The organism is Leifsonia tongyongensis, from assembly GCF_010686705.1.
GTDB lineage: Bacteria > Actinomycetota > Actinomycetes > Actinomycetales > Microbacteriaceae > Diaminobutyricibacter > Diaminobutyricibacter tongyongensis.
Window position 1 is genome coordinate 48,336 of record NZ_JAAGWY010000001.1, and the last position, 22,335, is coordinate 70,670.

23 protein-coding genes are annotated in these 22,335 nt (G+C 65.5%); 6 read left to right on the top strand and 17 right to left on the bottom strand.

Going from position 1 to position 22,335, the window contains the following annotated elements; all coding sequences use genetic code 11:
* The first annotated feature begins 49 nt into the window (after nt 1–49).
* Entirely contained in the window at nt 50–1,156 is a 1,107-nt protein-coding gene (locus G3T36_RS00260) for a COG4280 domain-containing protein (RefSeq protein WP_163287443.1), read from the top strand.
* A gap of 37 nt (nt 1,157–1,193) precedes the next feature.
* Here the strand turns inward: G3T36_RS00260 and G3T36_RS00265 are convergent, their stop codons facing one another.
* The 6 genes from G3T36_RS00265 to G3T36_RS00290 are packed head-to-tail and all read right to left on the bottom strand — an operon-like array spanning nt 1,194 to nt 7,869.
* Nucleotides 1,194–1,760, bottom strand: a complete 567-nt coding sequence (locus G3T36_RS00265; RefSeq protein ID WP_205244972.1) for a Chromate resistance protein ChrB — start codon at nt 1,758–1,760, stop codon at nt 1,194–1,196.
* 54 nt (nt 1,761–1,814) lie between these two features.
* Nucleotides 1,815–2,417, bottom strand: a complete 603-nt coding sequence (locus G3T36_RS00270; protein WP_163287444.1) for a histone deacetylase — start codon at nt 2,415–2,417, stop codon at nt 1,815–1,817.
* Nucleotides 2,418–2,428: 11 nt separating this feature from the next.
* Complete coding sequence (locus tag G3T36_RS00275) at nt 2,429–4,018, bottom strand: peptide ligase PGM1-related protein (RefSeq protein ID WP_163287445.1); 1,590 nt, start codon at nt 4,016–4,018, stop codon at nt 2,429–2,431.
* Nucleotides 4,015–5,151: an adenylate/guanylate cyclase domain-containing protein gene (locus tag G3T36_RS00280; RefSeq protein ID WP_163287446.1), complete on the bottom strand. Its 1,137-nt coding sequence runs from the start codon at nt 5,149–5,151 to the stop codon at nt 4,015–4,017. The genes G3T36_RS00275 and G3T36_RS00280 overlap by 4 nt, the downstream gene beginning before the upstream one ends.
* Nucleotides 5,152–5,155: 4 nt before the next feature.
* Nucleotides 5,156–5,545 carry a response regulator gene (locus G3T36_RS00285; RefSeq protein ID WP_163287447.1) on the bottom strand — a complete coding sequence of 130 codons (390 nt, stop codon included), beginning with the start codon at nt 5,543–5,545 and terminating at the stop codon, nt 5,156–5,158.
* Nucleotides 5,545–7,869 carry a hybrid sensor histidine kinase/response regulator gene (locus G3T36_RS00290; RefSeq protein WP_163287448.1) on the bottom strand — a complete coding sequence of 775 codons (2,325 nt, stop codon included), beginning with the start codon at nt 7,867–7,869 and terminating at the stop codon, nt 5,545–5,547. The genes G3T36_RS00285 and G3T36_RS00290 overlap by 1 nt, the downstream gene beginning before the upstream one ends.
* A gap of 151 nt (nt 7,870–8,020) precedes the next feature.
* Between G3T36_RS00290 and G3T36_RS00295 the strand changes: the two genes are divergently transcribed.
* A complete protein-coding gene (locus tag G3T36_RS00295) occupies nt 8,021–9,028 on the top strand; it encodes an alpha/beta hydrolase (RefSeq protein WP_163287449.1) in 1,008 nt (335 codons plus the stop codon).
* A 238-nt stretch (nt 9,029–9,266) separates the two neighbouring features.
* A complete protein-coding gene (locus G3T36_RS00300; RefSeq protein WP_163287450.1) occupies nt 9,267–10,247 on the top strand; it encodes a hypothetical protein in 981 nt (326 codons plus the stop codon).
* A 37-nt stretch (nt 10,248–10,284) separates the two neighbouring features.
* Here G3T36_RS00300 and G3T36_RS00305 read toward each other — a convergent pair whose 3' ends face one another.
* A complete protein-coding gene (locus G3T36_RS00305; protein ID WP_163287451.1) occupies nt 10,285–10,920 on the bottom strand; it encodes a hypothetical protein in 636 nt (211 codons plus the stop codon).
* A gap of 190 nt (nt 10,921–11,110) precedes the next feature.
* Here G3T36_RS00305 and G3T36_RS00310 point away from each other — a divergent pair, with 190 nt between their 5' ends.
* Nucleotides 11,111–12,238: an endo-1,4-beta-xylanase gene (locus tag G3T36_RS00310; protein WP_338031400.1), complete on the top strand. Its 1,128-nt coding sequence runs from the start codon at nt 11,111–11,113 to the stop codon at nt 12,236–12,238.
* Nucleotides 12,239–12,335: 97 nt separating this feature from the next.
* Here G3T36_RS00310 and G3T36_RS00315 read toward each other — a convergent pair whose 3' ends face one another.
* Nucleotides 12,336–12,668: a muconolactone Delta-isomerase family protein gene (locus G3T36_RS00315; protein WP_163287452.1), complete on the bottom strand. Its 333-nt coding sequence runs from the start codon at nt 12,666–12,668 to the stop codon at nt 12,336–12,338.
* 72 nt (nt 12,669–12,740) lie between these two features.
* Nucleotides 12,741–13,181 carry a VOC family protein gene (locus tag G3T36_RS00320; RefSeq protein WP_163287453.1) on the bottom strand — a complete coding sequence of 147 codons (441 nt, stop codon included), beginning with the start codon at nt 13,179–13,181 and terminating at the stop codon, nt 12,741–12,743.
* Nucleotides 13,182–13,339: 158 nt separating this feature from the next.
* On the opposite strand from G3T36_RS00320, the gene G3T36_RS00325 reads away from it, so the two are divergent.
* The gene (locus tag G3T36_RS00325) at nt 13,340–14,275 is read left to right on the top strand and encodes a LysR family transcriptional regulator (protein ID WP_163287454.1); all 936 of its coding nucleotides are present in this window, start codon (nt 13,340–13,342) and stop codon (nt 14,273–14,275) included.
* Between the two features lie 45 nt (nt 14,276–14,320).
* On the opposite strand, the gene G3T36_RS00330 is transcribed toward G3T36_RS00325, so the two are convergent.
* Entirely contained in the window at nt 14,321–15,184 is an 864-nt protein-coding gene (locus tag G3T36_RS00330; protein WP_163287455.1) for an MBL fold metallo-hydrolase, read from the bottom strand.
* A gap of 11 nt (nt 15,185–15,195) precedes the next feature.
* On the bottom strand, nt 15,196–15,645 hold the full coding sequence (locus G3T36_RS19480; RefSeq protein ID WP_193570833.1) for a hypothetical protein: 450 nt from the start codon (nt 15,643–15,645) through the stop codon (nt 15,196–15,198).
* 273 nt (nt 15,646–15,918) lie between these two features.
* On the opposite strand from G3T36_RS19480, the gene G3T36_RS00340 reads away from it, so the two are divergent.
* Nucleotides 15,919–16,482: a TetR/AcrR family transcriptional regulator gene (locus G3T36_RS00340; protein ID WP_163287456.1), complete on the top strand. Its 564-nt coding sequence runs from the start codon at nt 15,919–15,921 to the stop codon at nt 16,480–16,482.
* On the opposite strand, the gene G3T36_RS00345 is transcribed toward G3T36_RS00340, so the two are convergent.
* From G3T36_RS00345 to G3T36_RS00370, 6 genes are all read right to left on the bottom strand, one after another.
* A complete protein-coding gene (locus G3T36_RS00345) occupies nt 16,483–17,055 on the bottom strand; it encodes a DNA-3-methyladenine glycosylase I (RefSeq protein ID WP_163287457.1) in 573 nt (190 codons plus the stop codon).
* A gap of 13 nt (nt 17,056–17,068) precedes the next feature.
* Nucleotides 17,069–17,779 (bottom strand): alpha/beta hydrolase, encoded by a 711-nt coding sequence (locus G3T36_RS00350; protein ID WP_163287458.1) that lies wholly within the window; start codon nt 17,777–17,779, stop codon nt 17,069–17,071.
* 227 nt (nt 17,780–18,006) lie between these two features.
* Complete coding sequence (locus G3T36_RS00355) at nt 18,007–19,356, bottom strand: NosD domain-containing protein (RefSeq protein ID WP_163287459.1); 1,350 nt, start codon at nt 19,354–19,356, stop codon at nt 18,007–18,009.
* Nucleotides 19,353–20,279: a PfkB family carbohydrate kinase gene (locus G3T36_RS00360; protein ID WP_163287460.1), complete on the bottom strand. Its 927-nt coding sequence runs from the start codon at nt 20,277–20,279 to the stop codon at nt 19,353–19,355. Before G3T36_RS00360 ends, G3T36_RS00355 begins: the two co-directional genes overlap by 4 nt.
* Nucleotides 20,276–21,256, bottom strand: a complete 981-nt coding sequence (locus G3T36_RS00365) for a glycoside hydrolase family protein (protein WP_163287461.1) — start codon at nt 21,254–21,256, stop codon at nt 20,276–20,278. The genes G3T36_RS00360 and G3T36_RS00365 overlap by 4 nt, the downstream gene beginning before the upstream one ends.
* Nucleotides 21,257–21,267: 11 nt before the next feature.
* A complete protein-coding gene (locus G3T36_RS00370; protein ID WP_338031401.1) occupies nt 21,268–22,314 on the bottom strand; it encodes a LacI family DNA-binding transcriptional regulator in 1,047 nt (348 codons plus the stop codon).
* Nucleotides 22,315–22,335: the final 21 nt, after the last annotated feature.

The following is a 22,335-nucleotide window of genomic DNA, read 5'->3' on the forward strand; positions in this document are numbered from 1 at the left end:
TTACAATTACTGGCGAACGAAAACCAATCGATTCAGGAGTGTCACCGAAATGAACGACGCAGCCCTCTTCATCGCTGTGTTCCTCGCCTGCCTCGTCGAGGCGGTCGAAGCAACCACGATCGTGCTCGCAGCGGGAAGCGCCCGCCACTGGAGGTCGGCCGTCATGGGCGTCCTCGCAGGCGTCGTCGTGCTCGCCGTCGCCGTTGCGGTCGCGGGCCCCGCGATCATGCTGCTCCCCATCGGGGTGCTGCGCGTGGTCGTCGGTGGGCTCCTGCTCGTCTTCGGACTCCAATGGATCCGCAAGGCCGTCCTTCGGGCGAGCGGCTACAAGCCCCTCCACGACGAAGAGGCGATCTACAAGAAGCAGCGGGAGGCCGCAGAACGTGCGGAGCACACTGCCCGCGGCGGGGTCAAGGACTGGTACGCGTTCACCCTCTCCTTCAAGGGCGTCGTGCTCGAGGGTCTGGAAGTCGTCTTCATCGTGCTCACCTTCGGCGCCAACCAGCAGAATCTCCCCCTCGCCGTCGTCGCGGCGGCCGTGGCTGTGGTGCTCGTCGTCATCCTCGGGATCGTCGTGCGCGGTCCGCTGTCCCGCGTCCCGGAGAACACACTCAAGTTCATCGTCGGCATCATGCTGACGACGTTCGGCGTCTTCTGGGGCGCCGAAGGTGCGGGCGCCGTCTGGCCCGGAGGCGACCTCGCACTGCTCGTGATCGCGCCGGCGATCGCCGTCGTATCGCTCGCGCTCGTCTGGGGGATGCGCTCCTACCGTCTGCGCAAGGCGGCCGGTTCTGACGTCCCGGTGCCGAACGACGCGAGCGTTCTCGTACCGGCGAACGCGGCCGGCCAGCTCGGCCCCGACGGGACTGCCGCGGCTCCGGCTGCCACGGCTCCGGCTGCCACGGCTCCGCAGGCGCACGCCGCCGAAGCGGACGCGAGCCCCGCTGCACGACCGACCGTGCGGACCCGCATCGCCGCCTTCGGCGCCTTCTGGTACGACTTCATCATCGGCGACGATTGGCAGATCGCTGCGGGAGTAGCACTGTCGTTCCTCGTGACGTTCGTCGTCGCGCAGTTCTCGTCCCTGGCGTGGATCGTGGTGCCGATCGCCGTGCTTCTGCTCATCCCCTACGGTGTGAAGCGGGCCCTGCGCTAGCCACGGCGCTGCGGGGCCCGCGCTCAGCGCTCAGCGCTCAGTGCCCCTCGGGCTCCTCGGCGTAGACCCGCGCAGCGTAGTCCTCGAGGGCGATCTCGCACCGCTTCAGCGCATCCTCCGCCTGAGCGCGGCCGGGTGCATCGAATTCGTCACGGGCGCGGACCTTGCCGAACCAGTTCACCAGCTTGGTGTAGTCCACTTCGTTCTCTTCGAGCTCGGCGTAGCTGAAGTGGTTCTTCTCGTACTCCTTCTGGAGTTCGGCGAGAAAGCCTTCGCTCCGGTCGACGATCTCTTCGTACTCGTCGGTGCGCGCAGCCTGGTAGATCGACAGCACGTTCGCTTCGCCGACGAGAACCGTCGACTCGATCAGGATGGCCGTGCCCGACATCTCGACGATGTCGTGCTGGAGCTTGCGAAGAGCGCGCTCAGCCGCCGGACTCACGGGCAGCGCTGCGACCGAGTTCTGGAGGTAGACCGCTCCCAGCGACTTCAGTCTGCGCCAGGCGGTCGCTCGAAGCCGCGTCGGCTCGGAGGGGATGCGGTACACGAGCACGTACCAGCTCGGTTCACGGGCGGGCGGAGCATCCGTCATCGTTTCGGCCACACCGCGATTCTACGGGGCGCACATGAGCTCGTCGCGGCGGTGCGCTGAGCATCCCTAGGCGACGATGGCGGCGATTGCGTCAGGCGTCCCGACACGTTCGGCGCCTGCGATCCTCGCCAGATACAACGCGATCCGCGCGGAAGACCATGCCCGTGACTCACGGAGCCCTGCAGCCATCACGCGCAGGTAGGCCCGGGCAGGCGCGGCGAGATCGTCCTCGCGATCGCAGGTGAACGTCACCATCGGGAGCCCTCCTCGGGTACCCATGCGCACCACTGTCTGATAACGACCCGGTCCGAGGACCAGGCGATCGCTCCGCCACAACGGATCGAGGTCGAGGTCGGCTCCAGGGAGCTGCCGCGACTCCTGGGCGAGCAGATCGGTGCACTGCTCCGCGGTGACGAGATACGCGCGGCCCGCTACCCGCCCCGATCCCTGGGGATGGAACACCGCCGTTCCGCCACCCCAGACACTCGACCGGCCGATGAAGGCGAGCGAACCCGGGAAGTCGACGCTCACGTCACCGCCCGGCTCGGTCCGATCGCGGCAGCCCGGGTAGATCCGCGACCCGCCCTCAGGCCGGCCACCGACAAGGTAGCACCGGAACCGAGCGGAGCTCAGGTTCGTGCCGTAGGCGACATACCAGACCCGGTCCACGAGGCCTCCCTCTACTCAGGAAGGGTACTCTCCCGACCTCCGAGCCTGGCTTCGTCGAAGAGAACGCGTCTCGCCCTCTCGTACAGCTCCATCGCCTGTTCGGGGGTGTCGCCGACCGCGGTCATTCCCACCCGACCGTGCTCGGTGATGCAGCTGATCATGTGGAAGACGATGCCCGCCTGGCGTGACGGATCGAAGTGAAGGCCGTGTCTGGCCACCACATCGAACAGGTCGCCGATCGAGAGGCCGCGAAGTTCAGCCGCCTCGAGATGATCGGTGGCCACAAGGTGCTTCTCCGTTCCCTCCGGGGTGAGAAATCGCCCGGATCGCCCGTCGTACCGCCCGTCGGTGAGGAACTGGAGGGTGAGGAACGGATGCGTCGTGCCGCCTTTGCGCAAGTTGATCTCGATCGCGTACGCCGACCAGTCGCCCTCGGTGTCCCGGACCACCACGAAGTCGACAGCGAACCGCCCGAGCACCCCCGCCGCGGCCAATCCTTCGCCGATCGCCATCGCCGGCTCGCTGATCAGGCGCGAGTACGCCGGGTCAGCGGGAAAGGCACACCCCAGATAACTCTGACCGCTGACCCCGCCGAGGAGCTGGTCGTGGGTGGACAGGAGTTCGACACGGCCGTCGGGGAGCGTCCGCAACTGAACGCTCGGGCTCAGGAGTTCCTCACCGATGATGCGTTCCTCAACGATTCCTCCGGCGGATTCGAGTCTGGCGACGTACACCTCGAACGGAACGTCCGGGGACTCCAATGTCATCTTGCGCACCCGTTGCCCGATCGCGGACCGTCGGTCTGACTCCGGGAGTCCGCCGAGCCCATCGAGGTCGACCACCGCATTGCCTGCGCCGGAGACTCCCTCGTTGAGTTTCACGATGACCTGACTCAGTGCCGGACGCATCGTCAGGAGTGTTCCGATGGCGTCCACCACGTCCTCGAGGCTGTACAGGTCCTCCGCTCCGAGCGGATAGCGCACCCCGACCTCTCCGAAGAGCCTGCGGCATCCGGACTTGCTGCCGAGAACGGCCAGGCGCGGATCCGCGCCGTACATCGGTATGCCGAGGGTCAGGGCGATGTCGCGCTCGCGTTCGGTCGTGCTGTAGGGGATCAGATGGCTGCGGGCCCTGTTGGGGATGAGGGCAGCGATCTTCGCGAGCAGCCGTGGTCGCTCCAGGAGCTTCTCGCTCAACGGCCGGGGCGACGAATCCCCCACCGAGAGCGTCGACAGCCGGGCCAGCGCGTGGCTCGGGATGACGCCGGGCAGCAGCGCCAGATAGTACTCGACGATCCTCGGATCGATGGGCATCGACGTGACGTAGATCATCCGCAGCCGTGGTTGGCGCAGCAGCAGGAGCAGGAACAGAAGGCGCTCCTCGAAGGCCTGGGTCATGCTGCCGCTGCCCGTGACCGAGGAGTTCAGTGCGACGGACGGCACGACCACGACCGACTCGTCGTCGAAGTCGAGCTTCATCGATTGCCACACCGACTCCATCCGATCCTGCAGCCTGTGGAATCGGCGAGCGCGACCCTCCTCATCCAGGTCGGCCAGCCTGATATCCGGGTCCAGTGATCCTGTGCTTGCCAGGGGTGTCATGTGGCCACTCCCACCTTCGTCTCGTCGATGCCGGTGACGGCGAACGCCCTGACCGGGCGCGTGAATCCCCTCAATTCGAGCTCCCCGACGGGATGGCCGATGGCCAGCCCCTCCGTAGCCGAGTACACCCGTTGGGCCACGAGGATCTGCGATGGCTCGGCGGCCGCGCATAGGCGCGCGGCCAGGTTCGTGACGCTGCCGATCGCGGCGTAGTCGAACCGACCCTCGAATCCGATCCGGCCCAGCGTGGCGAAGCCCTGGGCGATACCGACGCCGAAGCCGAGGTCATTGCCCCGGCGACTCCAGCCCTCCGCCAGTTGAGCGGCCCGGTCCCGCATGGCCACCGCCATCGTCACTGCTCGTTCGGCCGCGTCGTCACAGGGCAGCGGGTCGTTGAAGAACACCATCATCCCATCCCCCGTGAAGCGTTCCAGAGTGCCTTCGAACCGGTAGATCAGTTCGCCCATCGCCGCGTGATACTCGGCGAGCACTCCCATCACCTCTTCGGGTTCGCTGCCTTCGGCGAACGGGGTGAATCCGCGCAGATCGCAGAAGACGACCACGATCTCGCGCCGGTGACTGTCGAGGAACCCTTCGTCGCCGGAGTCGATCACGAGGTCGACCAGCTGCGGGGACAGGAAGCGGCGTAGCCGGTTGACCCGCTGGAGTTCGTCCACTTGGGCGTCGACTCGCGCCTCCAGCTCGCGATTCCACGCGGCGAGCTCGGCGGCCTGCCTTTCGATTGTGTCCTGATAGCGCTTGACACGGGCGAGGGAGGCGACACGCGCGAGGAGTTCGCCCTGGTTGAACGGCTTGCTCACGAAGTCGTCGGCCCCGGCCTCGATGGCACGGATCTTCTCCTGGTCGCCACTGGCGGTGATCATCACAACAGGCAGGAACTCGAATCCCGGTGTGTTCCGGATGCGGCGACAGACCTCGTAGCCGTCGATCCCCGGCATCACGATGTCGAGGAGCACCAGGTCTGCTCCCGCTGTCGGCAGCATGGCCAGAGCCTCCTCGCCGGTCGTCGCTCGCAGCATCCGGTAGCCGCGGGGGCTGAGCACGGCGTCGAGGAGTCGGAGGTTCTGGGGCAGGTCATCCACCGCGAGGACAGTGATCGGGTCATCAGACATCGGCTCATCCGGCATCGGCTCGTCCGTTGCTCAGGAATTCGCCGACCTGTGATGGCAGCGCCCCGACACTGATCGGTTTGGCGAGGTAGCCGTCGAAACCCTCTCGCGAGGTTCGCTCCCTGTCCTCCAGCATGGCGAAAGCGGTGAAGGCGACCACCGGGACGCCACCGAGCCGGGAATCCTGCCGCAGGAGCCGCAGCGCCTCATAGCCGTCGATGCCCGGTAGCTGCAGATCCATCAGGACCAGGTCGGGCGAGCAGCTCGAGGCGAGTGCCACTCCCTCCTCGCCCGAGACCGCCTCCACCACCTCGAAGCCGTGAGCGTTGAGCACGTCTCGCACGAGCTTGAGGTTGAGCGGGTTGTCCTCCACCACGAGGATGCGGTTACCGGACATCAGACCGCCCCTCCGGAGCGCCGCCCGGAAGTGAGTCCCTCTGCGGGCGCCGGCGAGCCCGCAGGCACGGCTCCAGCGCGGCGCAACGCCCCGACCAGCTGCTCGCGACCCACCGGCTTGATCAGGTACTCGGCGACGCCGAGCCTCAGGCCGCGGGACTTCTCATCGACGATGGATGCGATGATCACGGGGATCCCCCGCGTCGCCTCATCCTGGCGCAACCGAGCGAGCACCTCCCACCCGTCCAGCCCCGGCAGGAGGATGTCGAGCACGATCGCGGAAGGCTCGACGGCGCGAATCAACTCGAGCCCTTCCCGGCCGTCCCGCGCCAGCACGACCTGCACGCCGAGGCCGTCGAGATACGCGGAGATCAGGGCGAGCGAAGCTCGGTCGTCATCGACGACCACGACCACGGGCAGGCGCCCGTCGTCGGCCGACCCGGCGGGGGGCTCTTCCGCCGGAGCCCGCATCGGCACGCTGAATCCGAAGGTGCTCCCCACACCCAGTTGCGACTCGAGCCACATCCTGCCGCCGAGAAGCGCGACGATCCGTCGGCAGAGGGTCAGACCGAGCCCCGTCCCTTCTCCGCGCTCCGCTCCGCGCCGACCCTGCTGGAACGACTCGAAGATTCGCTCCTGATCTTCCAGCGGTATTCCAGCCCCGTCGTCCGTCACTGTGACCACCAGGTCGTCGTCGAGTCGGGTGGCGGTCACCGCGATGTGGCCGCCATCCGGCGTGAACTTCACCGCATTGCTGAGCAGGTTGAGGAGCACCTGTCTGAATCGCAGTTCGTCGGAGTCGAGGGTGTCCAGTCCGGGTTCGACCTCGAGGGTCACCTGGAGGCCGTGGAGCCCGGCCCGCTCGCGCACCATGGAGATGCCGTACTCCAGGGCCGAACGAATCGAGAACGTCGAGGTCGCAAGGTCCATCCGCCCCGCCTCGACCTTGGACAGGTCCAGGATGTCGTTGAGCAGTTGCAGCAGGTGCCGCCCAGAACTGAGGATGTCGCGGAGGTACTCGTCCTGGCGATCGTTGAGGTCCCCGAACAGTCTTTCCAGCAGCACTTCGGAGAAGCCGATGACGGCGTTGAGCGGTGTGCGGAGTTCGTGCGACATGCTCGCGAGGAATTCGGACTTGTGCTGGCTGACGACTTCGAGTTCAGCACCCTTGGTCTCCAGCTCGCGGAACAGCTGCGCATTCCACACAGCGAGGGCCGATTGGCTCGCGAACGTCTCCAGGAACTCGATGGTCTCCCTCGAGAAGTCGCCGGGCGTCTTGCGCCTCACCACCAGAGCGCCGATGATCCGCTCACCGCGCAGCACGGGCACCGCGAGCACCGAGCGCCAGCCATCGTCGTGCAGTACGCGAAGGTGCGGGTCGAGGTCGACGGCGTCCAGGTCGGGCACGGCGATCGGGTGACCTTCCATCGCGGCCCGGCCGACAAGGGTGGTCTCGAGCTCGATCCGGGTCGCGCGCAACCGGGCGAGCAGTTCGGCGCTGCTCGCGTAGGCGCTCCGAACGGAGAAACAGCGCTCCTCCTCGACGTACTCCATCATCGAACCGCCGTCGCACCCCGAGAAGCGGACGGCGTTCATGATGATGTTCGAGAGCACCTCGTCGAGCACCAGGCTGGAGCTGACCACCTCGCCGACCTCGCTCAGCGCTTCGAGCTGTTCCACTTTGCGGGCGAGCTCGGCGCCGCGTTCTTCGAGGGCGTGGACCAGGCGCACGTTCCGGACGACGATCGCCGCCTGGGTGGCGAACGCCTGCAGCAGCGAGATGGCCCGATCGTCGAATGGATCGACCTCGATACGCCACAGCGACAGCGCGCCGACCACCTCCTCATCGAGCAGCAACGGGGCAGAGATCACCGTTCGATAGCTCTCGATCTCCTGCACGTCCAGGCGTCCGTATTCCGGATCGCTGAGGACATCGGGGATCTGCTGGATGTTGCGATCAAGCGTGACCCGGCCGGCGAGCGTGTTGCGGTCGCGCTGCAGGGGATGAGCATTGACGTAACGCACGAATTCGCTGGACGGACCGACGGCCGACGAGAGCACGAGCTGCTCCCCCTCGATGAGGTAGATCTGGCCGGCAGCACATCGGCACAAGCGCCTGGCACTCTCCACGACCGTATCGAGTACCGCATCCGGGTCGGACGATGAGCGACCGAGAGCCGTCAGCACCTCGTTCATCGCCGCAAATTGCTCGGTGGCGTCGATGTAGTCACGCTGGAGACTGTGGAAAGCCTCCTCGCTGATCTGCCGACCCCGCTCGCTGATTCCGGCCTCCCTCCCGAGACCTCGCGCAAGACGCGACTCCATGGGCCATTCTCCTCGCGGCCTCCCGGCTGCGCAACGGCGCGCAACTCGACGCGTGACTACCATCAGGTCATGACCGACTCCCCGAACGGGTTGGCGAGCGCGGATGCGCGCCGCCGCATCTGGTCCGTGCGATGACGGCAGGAGCAGCTCGATGAACATCCCCACGCTCATGACGCGGCTCGCCGCGCTACAGGGGCACCCCATCCCCATCTCGAAGGAGTCGGCCCCGTTCGACGGGCACGACAGCGAGGTGATCGACGCCGACGCATCGCGCCAGATTCCGCGTGCAAAGGGGGTGCGCCTCGTCCGCAATGTCGAATACGCGCGCCGCACCACCGCGGACGGCAAACCCCTCCCGTTGAGGCTCGACCTGATGATCCCGGAGGAGCCGGGCCGCCATCCGCTCGTCGTCTTCGTCCCCGGAGGCGGGTTCGTCATGGCTCCGAAGGTCGGAGGGGCGCGGATGCGACGCTTCGTGGCGGCATCCGGCTTCGTTGTCGCCAGCGTCGAGTACCGCACGGTGCGTCACGGTGCGACGTATCGGGATGCGCTCGACGACCTCGCCGACGCCGTCCGCTACCTGAGCGGGCGCGCCGAGCAGTACGCGATCGATCCTCGACAGGTCGGGCTGTGGGGCGAATCGGCGGGCGGCTACCTGGTGGCCATGGCCGGCGTGACGGGTGACGCCTCACGCTGGGGAGACGAAGGGTCGCCCATCCGTGCGGTCGTGGACAAGTTCGGGGCATCCGACCTGTTCCGCATCGCCGAGGGATTCGACGCCGAGACGGTGGCCAAGAACCGAGCACCCGGCAACTCGCTCGCGAAATTCGCCATCGGCCCCACGGCGGTCGTTCTCGACGACGACCCGGACGCCGTCCACGCCGCCGACCCGGCTCGGCACGCTCGGTCGGATGCGGCGTCGTTCCTGCTCTTCCACGGCAGCGACGATCGCATCGTCTCGCCCGTGCAGACGAGCATCCTCCACGACGCACTGCGAAGCGCCGGCGCACGCAGTCGTCGGGTTCTCGTGCGCGGGGCCGGTCACGGGGATATCGCGGTAACGGGTGGCGAGGAGAAGTACTGGACGACAGAGCCGATGGCAGGGGTGACGATCGACTTCCTGCGCGCCGAGCTCACGACGCCGGACGGCGCGACATGAGCGCGACGACCGCGCCGTTCACAGACGCGCTGGACCCAGGCCATATGCCGCTGAGGTGATGCTGATTCGTTACGCGGCATATTCCACCCAAGCCGTAGATTCTGATCAGGGCATGGAGGGGGGCAACGGGATGGTTCGGTTTCGAGTCGGACTGGTCGCAGTCGGGCTGATCGCGGTCGTTGGTTTGGGTGGTTGCGCCGTCGCTCCGGCCGTTGCAACGAAGACGTCCCCACCAGCCGTGAGTTCGCAGCCCACGCCGACTCCGACGTCCGCTGCGATCGTCGCGCCGACGTCGCGGATACCGCTCGGCTGCGCGACGATCGTCGACCAGCCCGCGATCGCTGCAGTCGAATCGACGTTGACGTTGACGCCAACCGACCCGATCTCACCCCCGTACACACGCCAGGTCATGCGGGAACAGGCGGGCAACCTCAATTGCTATTGGGACACTCCCGACCAGCGGACGGACTCTGCGTCGCTGACGGTGTCCGCGGACGCCCGCGCTGGTTTGGCTCTCACCAACCGAACCGACGCGCCGTCCCTCGGTGTCGGCGACGCCTCCTGGGCCTACTGCGGACCAAAAGGTGGCTGCGCCGCTTCCGTCGTCGCAGGCGACTACTGGTTCGACATCCAGATCGGCCAGATCTCGAACAGCAAACTGGCGCCCGTCGATGTCGTGCGCGCCATCGCGGAGTCGGTCGTCTCCCACCTCGCTGCAGCTGGACCCGCGCTACCGGCATGGCAGCCGCCGGCGACCATGTGGTCGCCTGTCGTGTCATGCAAAGATCTCGGGGCGGCTGTTCCGATGAGCGACGTCATGGCGCCCGGCCCGGCAAGCTCCGCAGACCAGTGGAACGGTCCCGGGGATGAGAGCCCGATCAACAACTGGACCACCCGTAGCGAAGCGTTCTACAACTGCGCGTGGGACTGGACGAACGCACCCGTCAACCAAGACATGCTGATCGTCCAGATCGTTCCCGGCGGCGAATGGGTGCTCCCAGAGCTCGAGTCGTCACCGGGAGTGACGTCTACACCGATGACCGTGCCCGGCGCGACCGCGGCTGCGTACCGATGTGACGGCTACCCGCGGTGCTGGGCGGACGCGATCATCGACCACAGCTGGGTGCAACTCAGCGGCACGAGCAACAACATCCCCGGCATCCAGGAGAAGATGGCGAAGGCGTTCACCGCGTTGGCGGCCTACGCGGCCTCGAAGTAGCACACCCGCCACGGGCGGGTCGCCTCCGGTCGTCCGCTCACTTGGCGGGAGTAAGCACATCCAGGGCGAACCATCCGTCGAGTTGGGACGCAAACGCTGCCCGTTGCGCGGCCGTTGCAGTGGGATTGAGGAGGAGCAGGTTGTCGTAGTAGCTGATCGTCGCGTCAGCGTCGATGACATTCGCCAGGACCTTGTTGGAGGCCTTTGTTCCGGTGAACACGGTGTCGGGAAACAGGTACGCCTCGGCTACAGGACGGCCCTTGCTCGTCAGACGGTACGCCAGGCCATGCGCCTCGAAAACCGACGGTGTCACGCATGCTGCGCCCGATACGGTCGAGCCACGCCCCGTCGCGACAATGAGGCAGACATCCCCACGAGCGTCGAGACCCACCCAGTACGAGCCCGCGGTACCGGCCTGAATGAAATGCACACTGGCCGGGTCGACACCTCCGGCCACGATCTTCGCTGCCGAAATCGTGGGCGGCAGCTCATCAAGAACCGTTGCGGTCGCACCCAGCCGATTCAACCCGGCTGGCCTCGTCGACGCCGACCGGGCTCCTGCTCCGTTCGAGCCCCAGACAGCGATCCCGCCGGCCATCACGCTCACCGCCACGAACACAACGATCACGACCCCCGCCGACCGGCCCATGGACTCCCCCTGTCCCCACGTCATTGCACCACACTTTGCTCGTCGCCCCGGGGAGCCTCACCCTGTCGCGAACGGGCAGACATATCGGTCTATCCTCGTTGACGGGTCGACAGCCCGGGGATTAGTGTGAAGAAACAACATATAGGGGTCGATTTTCAGCTGCGGTTCGAAAACGATTTCTATCCAATGAGATCCGTACAAAGGAGTACTTGACGTGAATTCTCGTCGCCGTTCCGCCCTCATCACCACAGCTGTCCTCGGTGCCAGCGTCGTCCTGTTCAGTCAGGCAGCCGCCTTTGCGAGCCAGCCAGCCCATCCGGGCCCGGTCGTCCCGCCCGATTCCCTGAGGGCCCTGGCCGCTCCCGTTGGACTGCGCATCGGGACGGCGGTCAACACCGACCTGCTCGCGAGCAACCCGGCATACACGAAGATCCTGAACAGCCAGTTCTCCTCGGTGACGCCGGAGAATGTGATGAAGTGGGAGTCCGTCGAGCCGACGCAGGGCACCTACAACTGGGCGCCGGCCGACGCCCTGGTGGCCTCCGCCAAAGCCAACGGCCAGCTCGTGCGCGGTCACACTCTCGTCTGGCACAACCAGCTGCCGCAGTGGCTCACCCAGGAGGCCTCCTCCTTGAGCGCCGATCAGCTCCGGGCGATTCTGAAGAAGCACATCACCGACGAAGTCACCCACTTCAAGGGCAAGATCTGGCAGTGGGATGTGGTCAACGAAGCGTTCAACGACGACGGCACCCTCCGCAACTCGATCTGGTTGCAGAAGCTCGGTTCCGGCTATATCGCCGACGCGTTCCGCTGGGCTCACGCCGCCGACCCGAAAGCGAAGCTGTTCTACAACGACTACAACATCGAGTTCACGGGACCTAAGAGCAACGCGGTCTACGCGTTGGTCTCGCAGCTGAAGGCTCAGGGCGTCCCCATCGACGGGGTCGGATTCCAGACCCACCTCGACACGCAGTACGGGTTGCCCGACCTGGAGAACAACCTGCAGCGGTTCGCCAAGCTCGGCCTGAACGTCGCTGAGACCGAGGTCGACATGCGCACCACGCTTCCGGTGACCTCACTCGAACAGAACGCTCAGGTCGCGGGCTACACCACGACGCTTCAAGCATGCCTCGCAGTGAAGCAGTGCATCTCGTACACGGTCTGGGGCTTCGGGGACGCGTACTCGTGGGTCCCGGGCGTCTTCGCCGGTGAGGGCGCGGCCGACATCTATGACGAGAACCTCCAGCCGAAGCCCGAGTACACGACACTCCAGCAGACGCTGGCGCTGGCCACCGGTGCGCCGCACCGCACCGACGGGCACGACAGCGGCGATCGCCACTGACAGATCCCCATCGATTGATGACGGCGCTGCGCCGGGCGGAATCGCTCGCGCGCGGCGCCGTCATTGTGTCCCGTATCCCCCGCCTTACGTTCGCGCATCAGCCTTTCGTAGTGGGGAGTACTGCGAGCGTTCCTTGGCGCCCTGACTCTGGGTCGTTCGGGTGGCGATTCAGTGGCGTGATCTCCACGGTCATCCACACATGCAATGGGAGTGACGCCAGGATTTCCTTCAGGTCGGCGAGTGTGCCGGCGCTCCACAGGCCGAGAGTTCGCCACTCACCTGGCCCGGCGGGCGGCTTCCACAGTCGCAGAAGATTGCCCTTCTCCGCCAGTTCAGCGGCGCGGATCGCCTCACGATCCTTGGTTTCTTCGACGGTCGATTCTGCCGTCCCGGGCGGAACGTTCGTGATGAGCGTGGTAAGGAATTCCATGGTTGCTTTCTTTCTCGTTGATCAGCATTCGCTCGTGTTGTCTGGTGGCGGAGTGGCGCATCCGCCTCGGTCTTAGATACGCCCGGGCAGGCGGTCGGTGACCTCTTGGACGATCCATAGATTGCCGTCGGGGTCTTCAAACGAGCAGAACGATCCGTAGCTGGTGCGTTCGGGATCGATGCCGGGCTGTCGCGCCTCCACCGGGAAGGGCGGACCGTGCCAGATGTCGGTCACCTCGATGTCACGCTCTACGAGTGCCTGGTGGGCGAGCTCGACATCGGAAACGACGAGCGTGTTCACCGCTGACCCCGGCGCGGCCGGATTGATGCCTACGCCGAAGTCGACCGAGGTCCCCGAGCCCGGCGGGGTGAACTGGACGATGCGCAATCCTGCGAGCGGCGAGGCGTCCTCGTCGAGGCGCCAACCGAGCCGCTCGTAAAACTTTTTGGACCGGTCGGGGTCCGATACTGCAATGACCTGCACCTCGAGGTTCATCTGAACGTTTGCACTCATGGCCGCCGTAGCCTTCTCTGGTTGTCGGTTTCCCAGGGCATCGCTTCTGCGTGCCCTACGCAGTAGTCAATCCGGGTGCTCATGCGGCGTCCACGACTAGTATCCGACCTCTGTTAGCCGCTGCCTCTCACCGATTGGTCCGGCGTACGATCGTGCTCGTGGAACTCCGGCAGCTCACCTACTTCGTCGCCGTTGCCGAGGAACTGCACTTCGGTCGGGCCGCGGAACGCCTTCACATTTCCGGGCCGTCGCTCTCTCAGCAGATCATCAACCTCGAACGCGAGCTCGGGACGAAGCTGCTCATTCGTGACCGTCGCCACGTGGAGTTGACGCCCGCTGGCAGCGAGTTCCTAACGGATGCCCGGGAAGTCTTGGCAGCAGCCACGCGAGCGTTCGATCGGGCGCTCAACGGCGACCGAGAGTTGCCGCTGCGCCTGGGCTACGTCAGTTGGCTTCCCCCCGGAATCGCGACCATGCCCAACCTTCGAATCCGTATCGACGAATGGATCCTGCCATCCCACACTCAAGCATTGCGGGTAGCCGAAGGCAGCCTGGATTTGGCGATCGCCTGGATTGAGAAGCCCGACGCCGAGCGGCTCAACCTGGCCTCCGATCTGCTGAAGTATGAGCGACTGCAAGCGGTCATGCCCGGCACTCACCCGACTGCCCGTCACGACGCGGTGCCCGCATCAGAAATCACGGTCCTCGTTGATATCGACGAGGCGTCGTGGGACTCGTGGAACCGCTACGCTCTGGCATTCGCGGCGGCCAGTGGCGCATCCGTCCTCCGCATCGAGGACGGTGGCGTGACCGGGCCTGCCTTCTTCGAGCACGTGGCCCGGCTCGGGCGGCCGGTGCTGCAGTCCCCGAAGCGGCACGCGGCACCGATGCCGCCTACCTTGACCCGTCGGCCCGTCACGTCTCCGGCGCCGCTATGGGCTTGGGACCTGCTGCGCCGCGCGGACGACACACGGTCCCTGGTCATGAGCGCTACTCGGATGCTGGTCAACGGCGCCTTTGCGGCTGGGTGGCAAACGCCTCCCGACGAAACCCACTGGCCAGCAGCTTCACGTCCCGGGGTTGGCTCTCCTTAAAGCCGGCCACGGGACCGAACCCGTAACCCCCGCTTACCCTGCGTCTCAGCTCCGTGCGGCCCGACGGCGGGCGACTTCGGCGCGTGCCGAGATCCAGAGGGTGTGGTTCTGGTCGCGTTTGCCGTGGAGTTCCAGCATCCCGTTCACGAGGTCCTCGACGCTGCCGCCGCGACGGGCGACTGTGCTGAAGTCGCGGATGTACTGCTGTGAGGCGGCGAGGTGATCCGGCGTGTCGGCCGCGCCGACAGACTTGTGTCCGGCGACGACGATCTTCGGGTTCAGGGCGGCGATCTTGTCGATCGATGCGATCCAGGCGTCGCGTTTCGGCTCGTCGGCTTCGAAGAACATCATGTGGACGTTGTTGTAGACGACGTCGCCGGCGACGATCGCGTCGATCGACGGCACGTGGAAGACGACCGACCCGTCGATGTCACCCTGGCCGATGTGGATGATGTTCACCGGCTCGCCGTCGACGAGGATTCCGTCGCTGGGGTAGAGCTCGGGCACGACTGGGGGGTCCGTGAGCTGACCGGGGAACCGAGAGCTCCAGTACTTGGAGGTCTTGTTCGCTTCTGCCTCCCACGCGGCCCGAGCCGCGACCTCGGGGGCCGCGTACAGCGCGGCGTCTGGGAAGTGGGTGAGAAGCTGTCCGCCGCCTCCCCAGTGGTCGGTGTGACCGTGGGTGATGAAGATGCCGGTGATCGTCTTGTTGAAGGTCTTCGCCCATTCGGCGATCGCGTCGGCGTGGTGGGTGGTGAGCATCGCGTCGATGAGGACCCCCTCGGTCGGCCCGGCGATCAGGGTGGAGCTCATCGGCGCCCAGGTCACAACCTCACCGGGGCCTGGAGGGTCGGGGCTGTTGTACGGCTCCATCGGGTAGACGAAGACGTCAAGGTTCAGGTCGGTCACGGCTCGTGCCGTCAGTTTCCCTGGGCTGCGGCCTTGGCCTGCAACTCGGCGATCTCCGCACGCGCCGCGGTGACGAGCTCCTCGTTGGTGTGCGCGTGACCCCACAGCCCCCAGCCACCGGGGACCGCCTCGGTGAGCAGCACCCAGGTGCGGTCGCGGAGCGCGTCGTTGCCCGAAGCGGTGACGACGAGGTCGGTGAGCTGTGTGACGACGGCGAGCTGCTTGTCACGGTCGAGGGCGCCGTCGTTGGTGAGCACCTGCACCCGCACGTGGTCACCGGCGCCGTCCACGTCGGAGATCGCCCCGGCCGCGAGTTCGTGCACGAACCCGGCGGTGTTCTGCCGGAACATCGGAATGTCGGGCACGGCCTCGACGGTCTTCACGATGGTGGCCGCGTTCTGGGCGACCTGGTGCGGGTCGGCAAACGTGCCGGCGGGCGCGTAGATGTCGATCATCGGCATGGCAAAGCTCCTTTGGTCCATCGGGGCCGAACTGACCCTCTGCGGGACAGTATGCTCTATGCCGATCGACATATTCAAGGCGCAAGGGTGCGAATCCAACATATTTGCTAGGGAAGTCGTCATACCCTGCAAACCGATGACGCTACGAGCCGACGACCTTCCCCGCCCGCAATGATCAGGCGTTGTCCTCGGAGTTGACGAAACCGCCCTCCACGTCGTTTATGATTATGCTCATAGTCATAGGATGTCGGACGGCTTGACGGGAGCTGATGTATGGCGAGCAACACACGCGAGCAGATGATCGAGGGCGCGATGGACCTTCTCGCGACGAGTGGCCTGCAGGGTACGTCGCTGTCAGAGGTCATCGAGGCCACCGGTGCGCCACGCGGCTCGATCTACCATCACTTTCCTGGCGGCAAGGACGAGCTGATCGTCGCAGCCGTGGACCTGACCGGCCGGCGATACACCGAGTGGATGGACCGATTCGTCGGCGCCTCACCGGAGATGATCGTCGGCGGTTTCATCCAGATCTGGCGTCACACGCTGCTCCGCTCGGATATGAAGGCCGGATGCCCCGTCCTCGCCGTGACCGTTTCGACGACCGTCGAGGAGATCGTCGACCACGCCCGTGACGTGTTCCGCTCCTCCCGCTCACAGCTGACCAGGATGCTCGCCGACGCGGGCATCCAAGCTGCCGCGGCCGCGGCCTTCGCCACGATCGCCGTCGCCTCAGCCGAAGGGGCGGTCGTACTGGCACGCGCAGAACGCAACATCGAGCCGTTCGAGACGGTCGCAACCAACCTCGTCGCCCAAGCCGCCGGACTTCCGGCAGCGTAGTCAGGTCGCGGCTCGGAAGCAGCCCTCGAGGTGGTCGTTGACGACCCCGACGTTCTGCATGAACGCGTAGACGCTCGTCGGGCCGACGAACCGGAATGCCCGGGACTTCAATTCCCGCGTCAGCCGCTCGGCTTCCGTCGTCGAGGTCGGGATGTCGGCCAGCGTCGGTGGCGGGGCATGGCCCGTGCGCGCACTGTCGAGCAGGTCGAGGACGTCGGGCCAGGCATTCTGCAGTGCCTGCGCGTTGGCGATCGTGGCGGCGATCTTGGCGTGGTTGCGGATGATCGAGGGATCGCGCATCAGCTCGTCGATCGCCGCCTCCGTCATCGCTGCGGTCGTCGCCACATCGAAACCATGGAAGGCACGCCGGAAGCCGTCACGCTTGCCGAACACGATCGACCAGCTGAGCCCGGCTTGGAAGACGCCGAGGGTGAGGGACTCGAAGATCGTGCTCTGGTCGGTCGTCCGAGTTCCCCATACCTCGTCGTGATAGTCACGGATGCCGGACTGCCCCGTCTCGGCCCACGAGCAGCGTCTACGCCCATCTGCTCCGACGATGACATCCGCGCCCATTGTTCGTGTCCCGTCAGGACTCCGCCGCGGTGCGGATGATCGCGGCAGCGCGGTCGTAGCGGGGGATGAACGCGGTGTGTGATCCGTCGACGTGCTCGATGGTCGCACCCATCCGTTCGGCCATGAACTGCTCGGCCTCTGGTGCGATCGCGTTGTCGTGATCGGACACGAGGAACCAGCTCGGGATGCTGTGCCACCCCGCTGCTGTCGCGTTCTCTGTCAGGGCCGCCGCAGACAGCGGCCGCTGCGTCGCACACATCACGGCCGCCGCCTCGGGAGAGGAGTCTCCGCAGAAGACATCGCGGAAGCGGTCCTTGTTGACGTAGAGGTCGGGGCCGCCTGGGGCTCCGGGCGCGTCGTAGGGCGTGGGTGTGCTCTCGGTTGCCAGCAGCGGGGCGGGGAACGGGCCCTGCACGCTCGCGCAGCTTTCGCCGACATCGATCCCGAACGCCGCGAGATAGACCAGGGCGTCGACGTTGCTCAGGCTCGCCGAGGCCTGGGTGACGACGGCTCCGCCATACGAGTGCCCGACCAGGACAACGGGCCCATCGATGGCGCGGACGACGTCGGCGATCGCTGCGGCATCGGTCGACAGGCTCCGCAGCGGGTTAGGCGGTGCTACCACCGCGTAACCCGCTGACTCGAGTTCACCGATGACGCCGGCGAACCCGGACGCATCAGCAAAAGCACCATGCACGAGCACGATCGTGCGCTCAGCAGACATGTCCTAGACCTCCTTACGAATCAGGTTGAGTGAATATGACGATCGTTAGCGCTGCTAGGCCAATCGTCATATTACTGATCATGGGACCGATGGATCCCTCGCGTCAAGCACTCCTCTGAGACTCTCGGAGCCGCGCTCGTACTCAGCGTGGTCATCCCGATCGCGGAGCGTCCTAAGCCGCGGAAGATCGCGCCGCAGGAGCGGCGGCGCGCCACACAAGTACAGAGCTATGCCGACTTGGAACCGATCGCGGGCGTGGCCCTGAACGCGTTATCGGCCTTATCTAGAACAACTTGAGCGTCGCTTCCGGAATCAAGGATCGTGTTCCGAACTGATTCGGTGTTGACCATCACAGCAGTAACTGCGAGACCGTCCCCAGCCTCGGTCGTAAGCAGTGCATCCACCTGAGCGGAAAAGGCGGAGTCACCTGACTTTGCGCGAACATCCATCGCCACCACGTGGTTACTCGCGACGTAGTTGCCACTCCCCGCCGTCAGCCGGATGATCACCGGCGTCGCACCAGTTGGACGGATGCTCTGCGAGTCGATGACCTCGGAGAAGTGGTTACCGATAACAGAGTTCTGGCTACCGCTGACACAGAGAAGTCCGTAAAGGTCGTCCAACCCGTTGTCGACCCCCAGGAAAGGCGTCCAGGGTTCATGGTCGCGCAAGAAATGATTCGAGGCCACGAGGTTCTCCGAACTGTTGGCTTCGAGAACGACCATCCCCGGGTAGAACGAATGCAGGCGGTTATTGGTGACGCTTGAACGCGTGACACCTTTGAGGTACACACTGCTCGCGCCCCTGGGGAAGATGTTGTTCGCGGTGATCAACAGCCCGCCATGGTTCTCGGCGTAGATCGAATGACCTTTGAAGCCTGCACCGATCAGGTTGTCCGTGATCTTTGATGCCTGGCCCCACCCGCGGAGCTCGATACAGCTTCCGCATTCGGCGACGAAGTTGTCGTGAACGGAAAGCGCGTCCGCGTGGTAGATCGTGAGAGCGTGCTCGAGGTAGACGAACCCCATCCCGGTGATCCGGAACGAGTCGTTGGCGTTCGCGACATAGATGCCCGTCTTGCAGTTGACGTAGGTGTTCGCTGGATGCATCTCCGAACCATCCGGGTTGAAATGTAGCCCGTCGATGCAGAAGTTTGAGAACTCGACCGAGCTGATCCGCGGGCTCCCGCTTCGCTCGATGTAGAAGGCGGCGCCCTTGGACTCCTCGTCTTCTTCGCTGAGAGGAATGTCTACAAGGATGCGACTGCCTCCGGGCCACAGCTCGTGCAGGTCGGGCCATTCATCTTCGGGAACGTTGAACCGGATGCTCGATGACGTGAAGCCATGCCCCGAGCCCTCGATCCTGAGGAAGCTGATGTCGATCACAACCTGCGTACGAAGGCGGAAATCCCCGGGCGGAATGTAGATCACCGCGCCAGGCTTTCCGCCCTCGTTCTCATCGGTGACAGCCTGCCGGCCCTTGATGTCAGCGATGATGCTGTTGATCACCTCACCGACGTCTTCAGCCGGGTCACCGACGGGCCATGCCGTCACGTCGTAACGGTTGCTGCCGGTCATCGGGTCTCCCCTTCATATCGCGGGTCGGCCGGAAGGTCACTGAGGTACGGCATGTCGGCGCCGGGCCTGGAAACCGTGATTGCTGCGGCGCGTGCAGCTGTCGCGCCGACCGCTTCGAGACGAACGGGGGCCAACAGCCCTCCGTCCCATCCTGCCCCGTTGAAGGCGAGCGCCCAGATGAGCGCGGCCATGAAGGAGTCACCGGCGCCGACGGTATCTGCGACCTGAGTGTGAACAGGTGGAACGCTGACTCGATGATGGCCGCTGGCGAGGTAGGCGCCTTTGTCACCTCGCGTGACAACGGCAAGGCTCGTCCCGCCGTCGACGAGGATGTCGAGGACGTCGTAGGGGGATTTGCCCGGGAAGAGGAACTCGGCGTCCTCGTCGCTGAGCTTTGTGAGGTGACTGGAGAATGCCAGCGCCTCGAACAACGCACGAGTGGTCGCCCATTCCGGGACAAGTGACGGCCGTATGTTCGGATCGAAGGTGACGAGTGCATCCCTGTCCTTCCCACGCCGGATGATGTCTCTGCTGACCTCTGAGCCGGGTTCGAGGAATGCACCGAGGGAGCCGGTGTGGATCAGCTCCGGCGTCCCCACATCCTCGAGGGGGGCCGGGTCCCAACTGAGAGCGAATCGATATGTTGCGGATCCGTCATGCGCGAGGGTGGCCTCAGCCTTGGAGGTAGGGCCGCTCGTCACGGACTCCGGGGTCATGGTCACGCCGGATGCAGTCAGGTGCCGGTGGATCGATTCCCCGTCGGCGTCGTTTCCGATCGCGGTATGCAGACGGGTGACGACATTCAGCCGGGCAAGACCGACTGCGACGTTGGCGGGCGATCCGCCGGTGTGACAAGTGATTCGGTCACCCTCCACAACCTCGTCGATGAGCGCCTCTCCAACAACGAGTGCACCCGGGCTCACGAGGGGACCGGATCGTTCAGTGCGTCGGCACGGTCATTCGCTGGGATTCGAAGCCGACCGTCATGCCACTCGACAGGCTGCGGATCGGTGATCTCGCCGACCCAGCGCCCGTGATCGTCGTTGTTCTGAAACGCCAGGAGCTGCCACTGCCCGGCACGGTCCTGGACAAGCCGGCCAACGTAGAGCCGCTCGTCGGTGATGCGATACGCATCCGGGATCCGGAACGGCCCAGCCAACGAATCCGTCGGGAAAGCCCAGATACCGCCGACCGGGTCGTCCGCGTACCGATCGCGGGAGAGCTCGGATGCAAGACAGGAGAACAGCCCGACAGGCTTCCCGTCGACCACGAGGGTCTGAACGACTTCGAGGTGACCGAAGCCGGATCCGGGCTCTGAGAGTGGGGGCTGCACAGCCCATGTCGTCAGGTCGGACGATGTCGCATGTCCGACGACTCCTCGGTTGTCGGGATCTCCCTGATTCGCGCGTGCCGTTATGAGCATGTGCCAGATGTCACCGTCCCGGAACACCCAGGGATCGCGCCAGGCCTGGTCGGGCCACTCGCGGGTTGCCGCCGTTTCGTACCAGCGCGGGTCCGGTTCCAGGACCTGCCGGGCGGGTTCTCGTCGCCAGGTGAAGAGGTCATCCGATACCACTGAGCTGATGCGCTGGCTCAGCCCTCCCTCGGAGCGGCTGACCGCCGTGTAGAACATGCGCCACTGTCCGCTGTCGTCGCGCACCACGGAGCCGGTCCACGTCGCCAGGTCGTCGAACGCCGGGGCGTCATCGGGTATAACGGCGTCAGCGTGCTCCGTCCAGGTCTTCAGGTCTTTCGACGTGGCGTGACCGATCGTGGCACGCCAGTGCCGTCGGTCAGGATCGAGGAGAGCACGGGATGCCTTGAGGAAGAAGAGGTGGTAGACATCGCCATCATCGGCGATCCAGAAATCCCACACCCAGGAGGCGGCGAGGCGAAGCATCTGTGTACCTTTCAGTTTGCTCGTGGTTCGGCCACTGAGTCTCGGATGACGAGAGGACAGTGAAGCAGGGTGGGTTTGTCGGCGAGAAGCCGGAATTCGGCCTCTCCATGGATCAGGTGCACAAGCGTTTCAACCGCCCAGGCCCCCATCTCGTAGTGAGGAAGGGCGACCGTCGTCAGGCCGGGGAACAGGTTCGCTGCGATGAGTTCCTGGTTGTCAAACCCGACGATGGACAGGTCACGAGGGATCTCGAGGCCCAGCTCAGCCGCCGCTCGGTAGGCGCCCATCGCCATCCGGTCGTTGTAGCAGAACAGCGCCGTCGGCCTGTCATCCCGACTCAGCATCTCGCGGGCCAGCGCGTAGCCAGGAAGCGTCTCTGACGGGGAGGACGCGACGAGGCTTTCGTCGAAGGGGATGCCGTGCTCGCCAAGGACCTGCCGGTAACCGGCGAAGCGGAGGTGCGTCGCAGGTACGTCGTCATCGTTGTTGAGGAAGCCGATTCTGGTATGGCCGGCCTCGACGAGGTGGGTGACAGCGGCGATCGCTCCGCCCACCTCGTCGGGCACGACCGCCGGAACGATTCCGGCCCGGTCCGTCGAGTCGATCAGGACAGCAGGCAGGCCCTGCATATTCGGCGGAAGAGAGACTTGCCGGTGATACATCGTCGCGTAGAGGATCGCGTCGACTTGACGGTCGATCAGCGCTTGGACATCATTCCTGTGAGCGCTGCCTTCGGCCTCGCGCTCCGTGTTGATGATGACCAGCGTGAGGTCGTGCTCGCGCGCCGCGTCCTGCGCGCCGAGAATAATCCGTCCCGCGTGTGGAGTCGTCGCGATCTCCTCGCTCAGCAGGCCGATGAGCCCCGAACGATTGGTGCGCAACGCTTGCGCCATTCGGTTCGGCCCATAGCCGAGGCTCCTGGCCGCGTCTCGCACACGCACGCGGGTCTCTTCGGCCACCCTGGTGTGGGGCGTGTCATTGAGCACGTGCGACACAGTGGTCACCGAGACCCCGGCCCTTTCGGCCACGTCTCTGATCCCTACAGATTTCACCGTCACGTCGTTCCTTTCACAATCGGG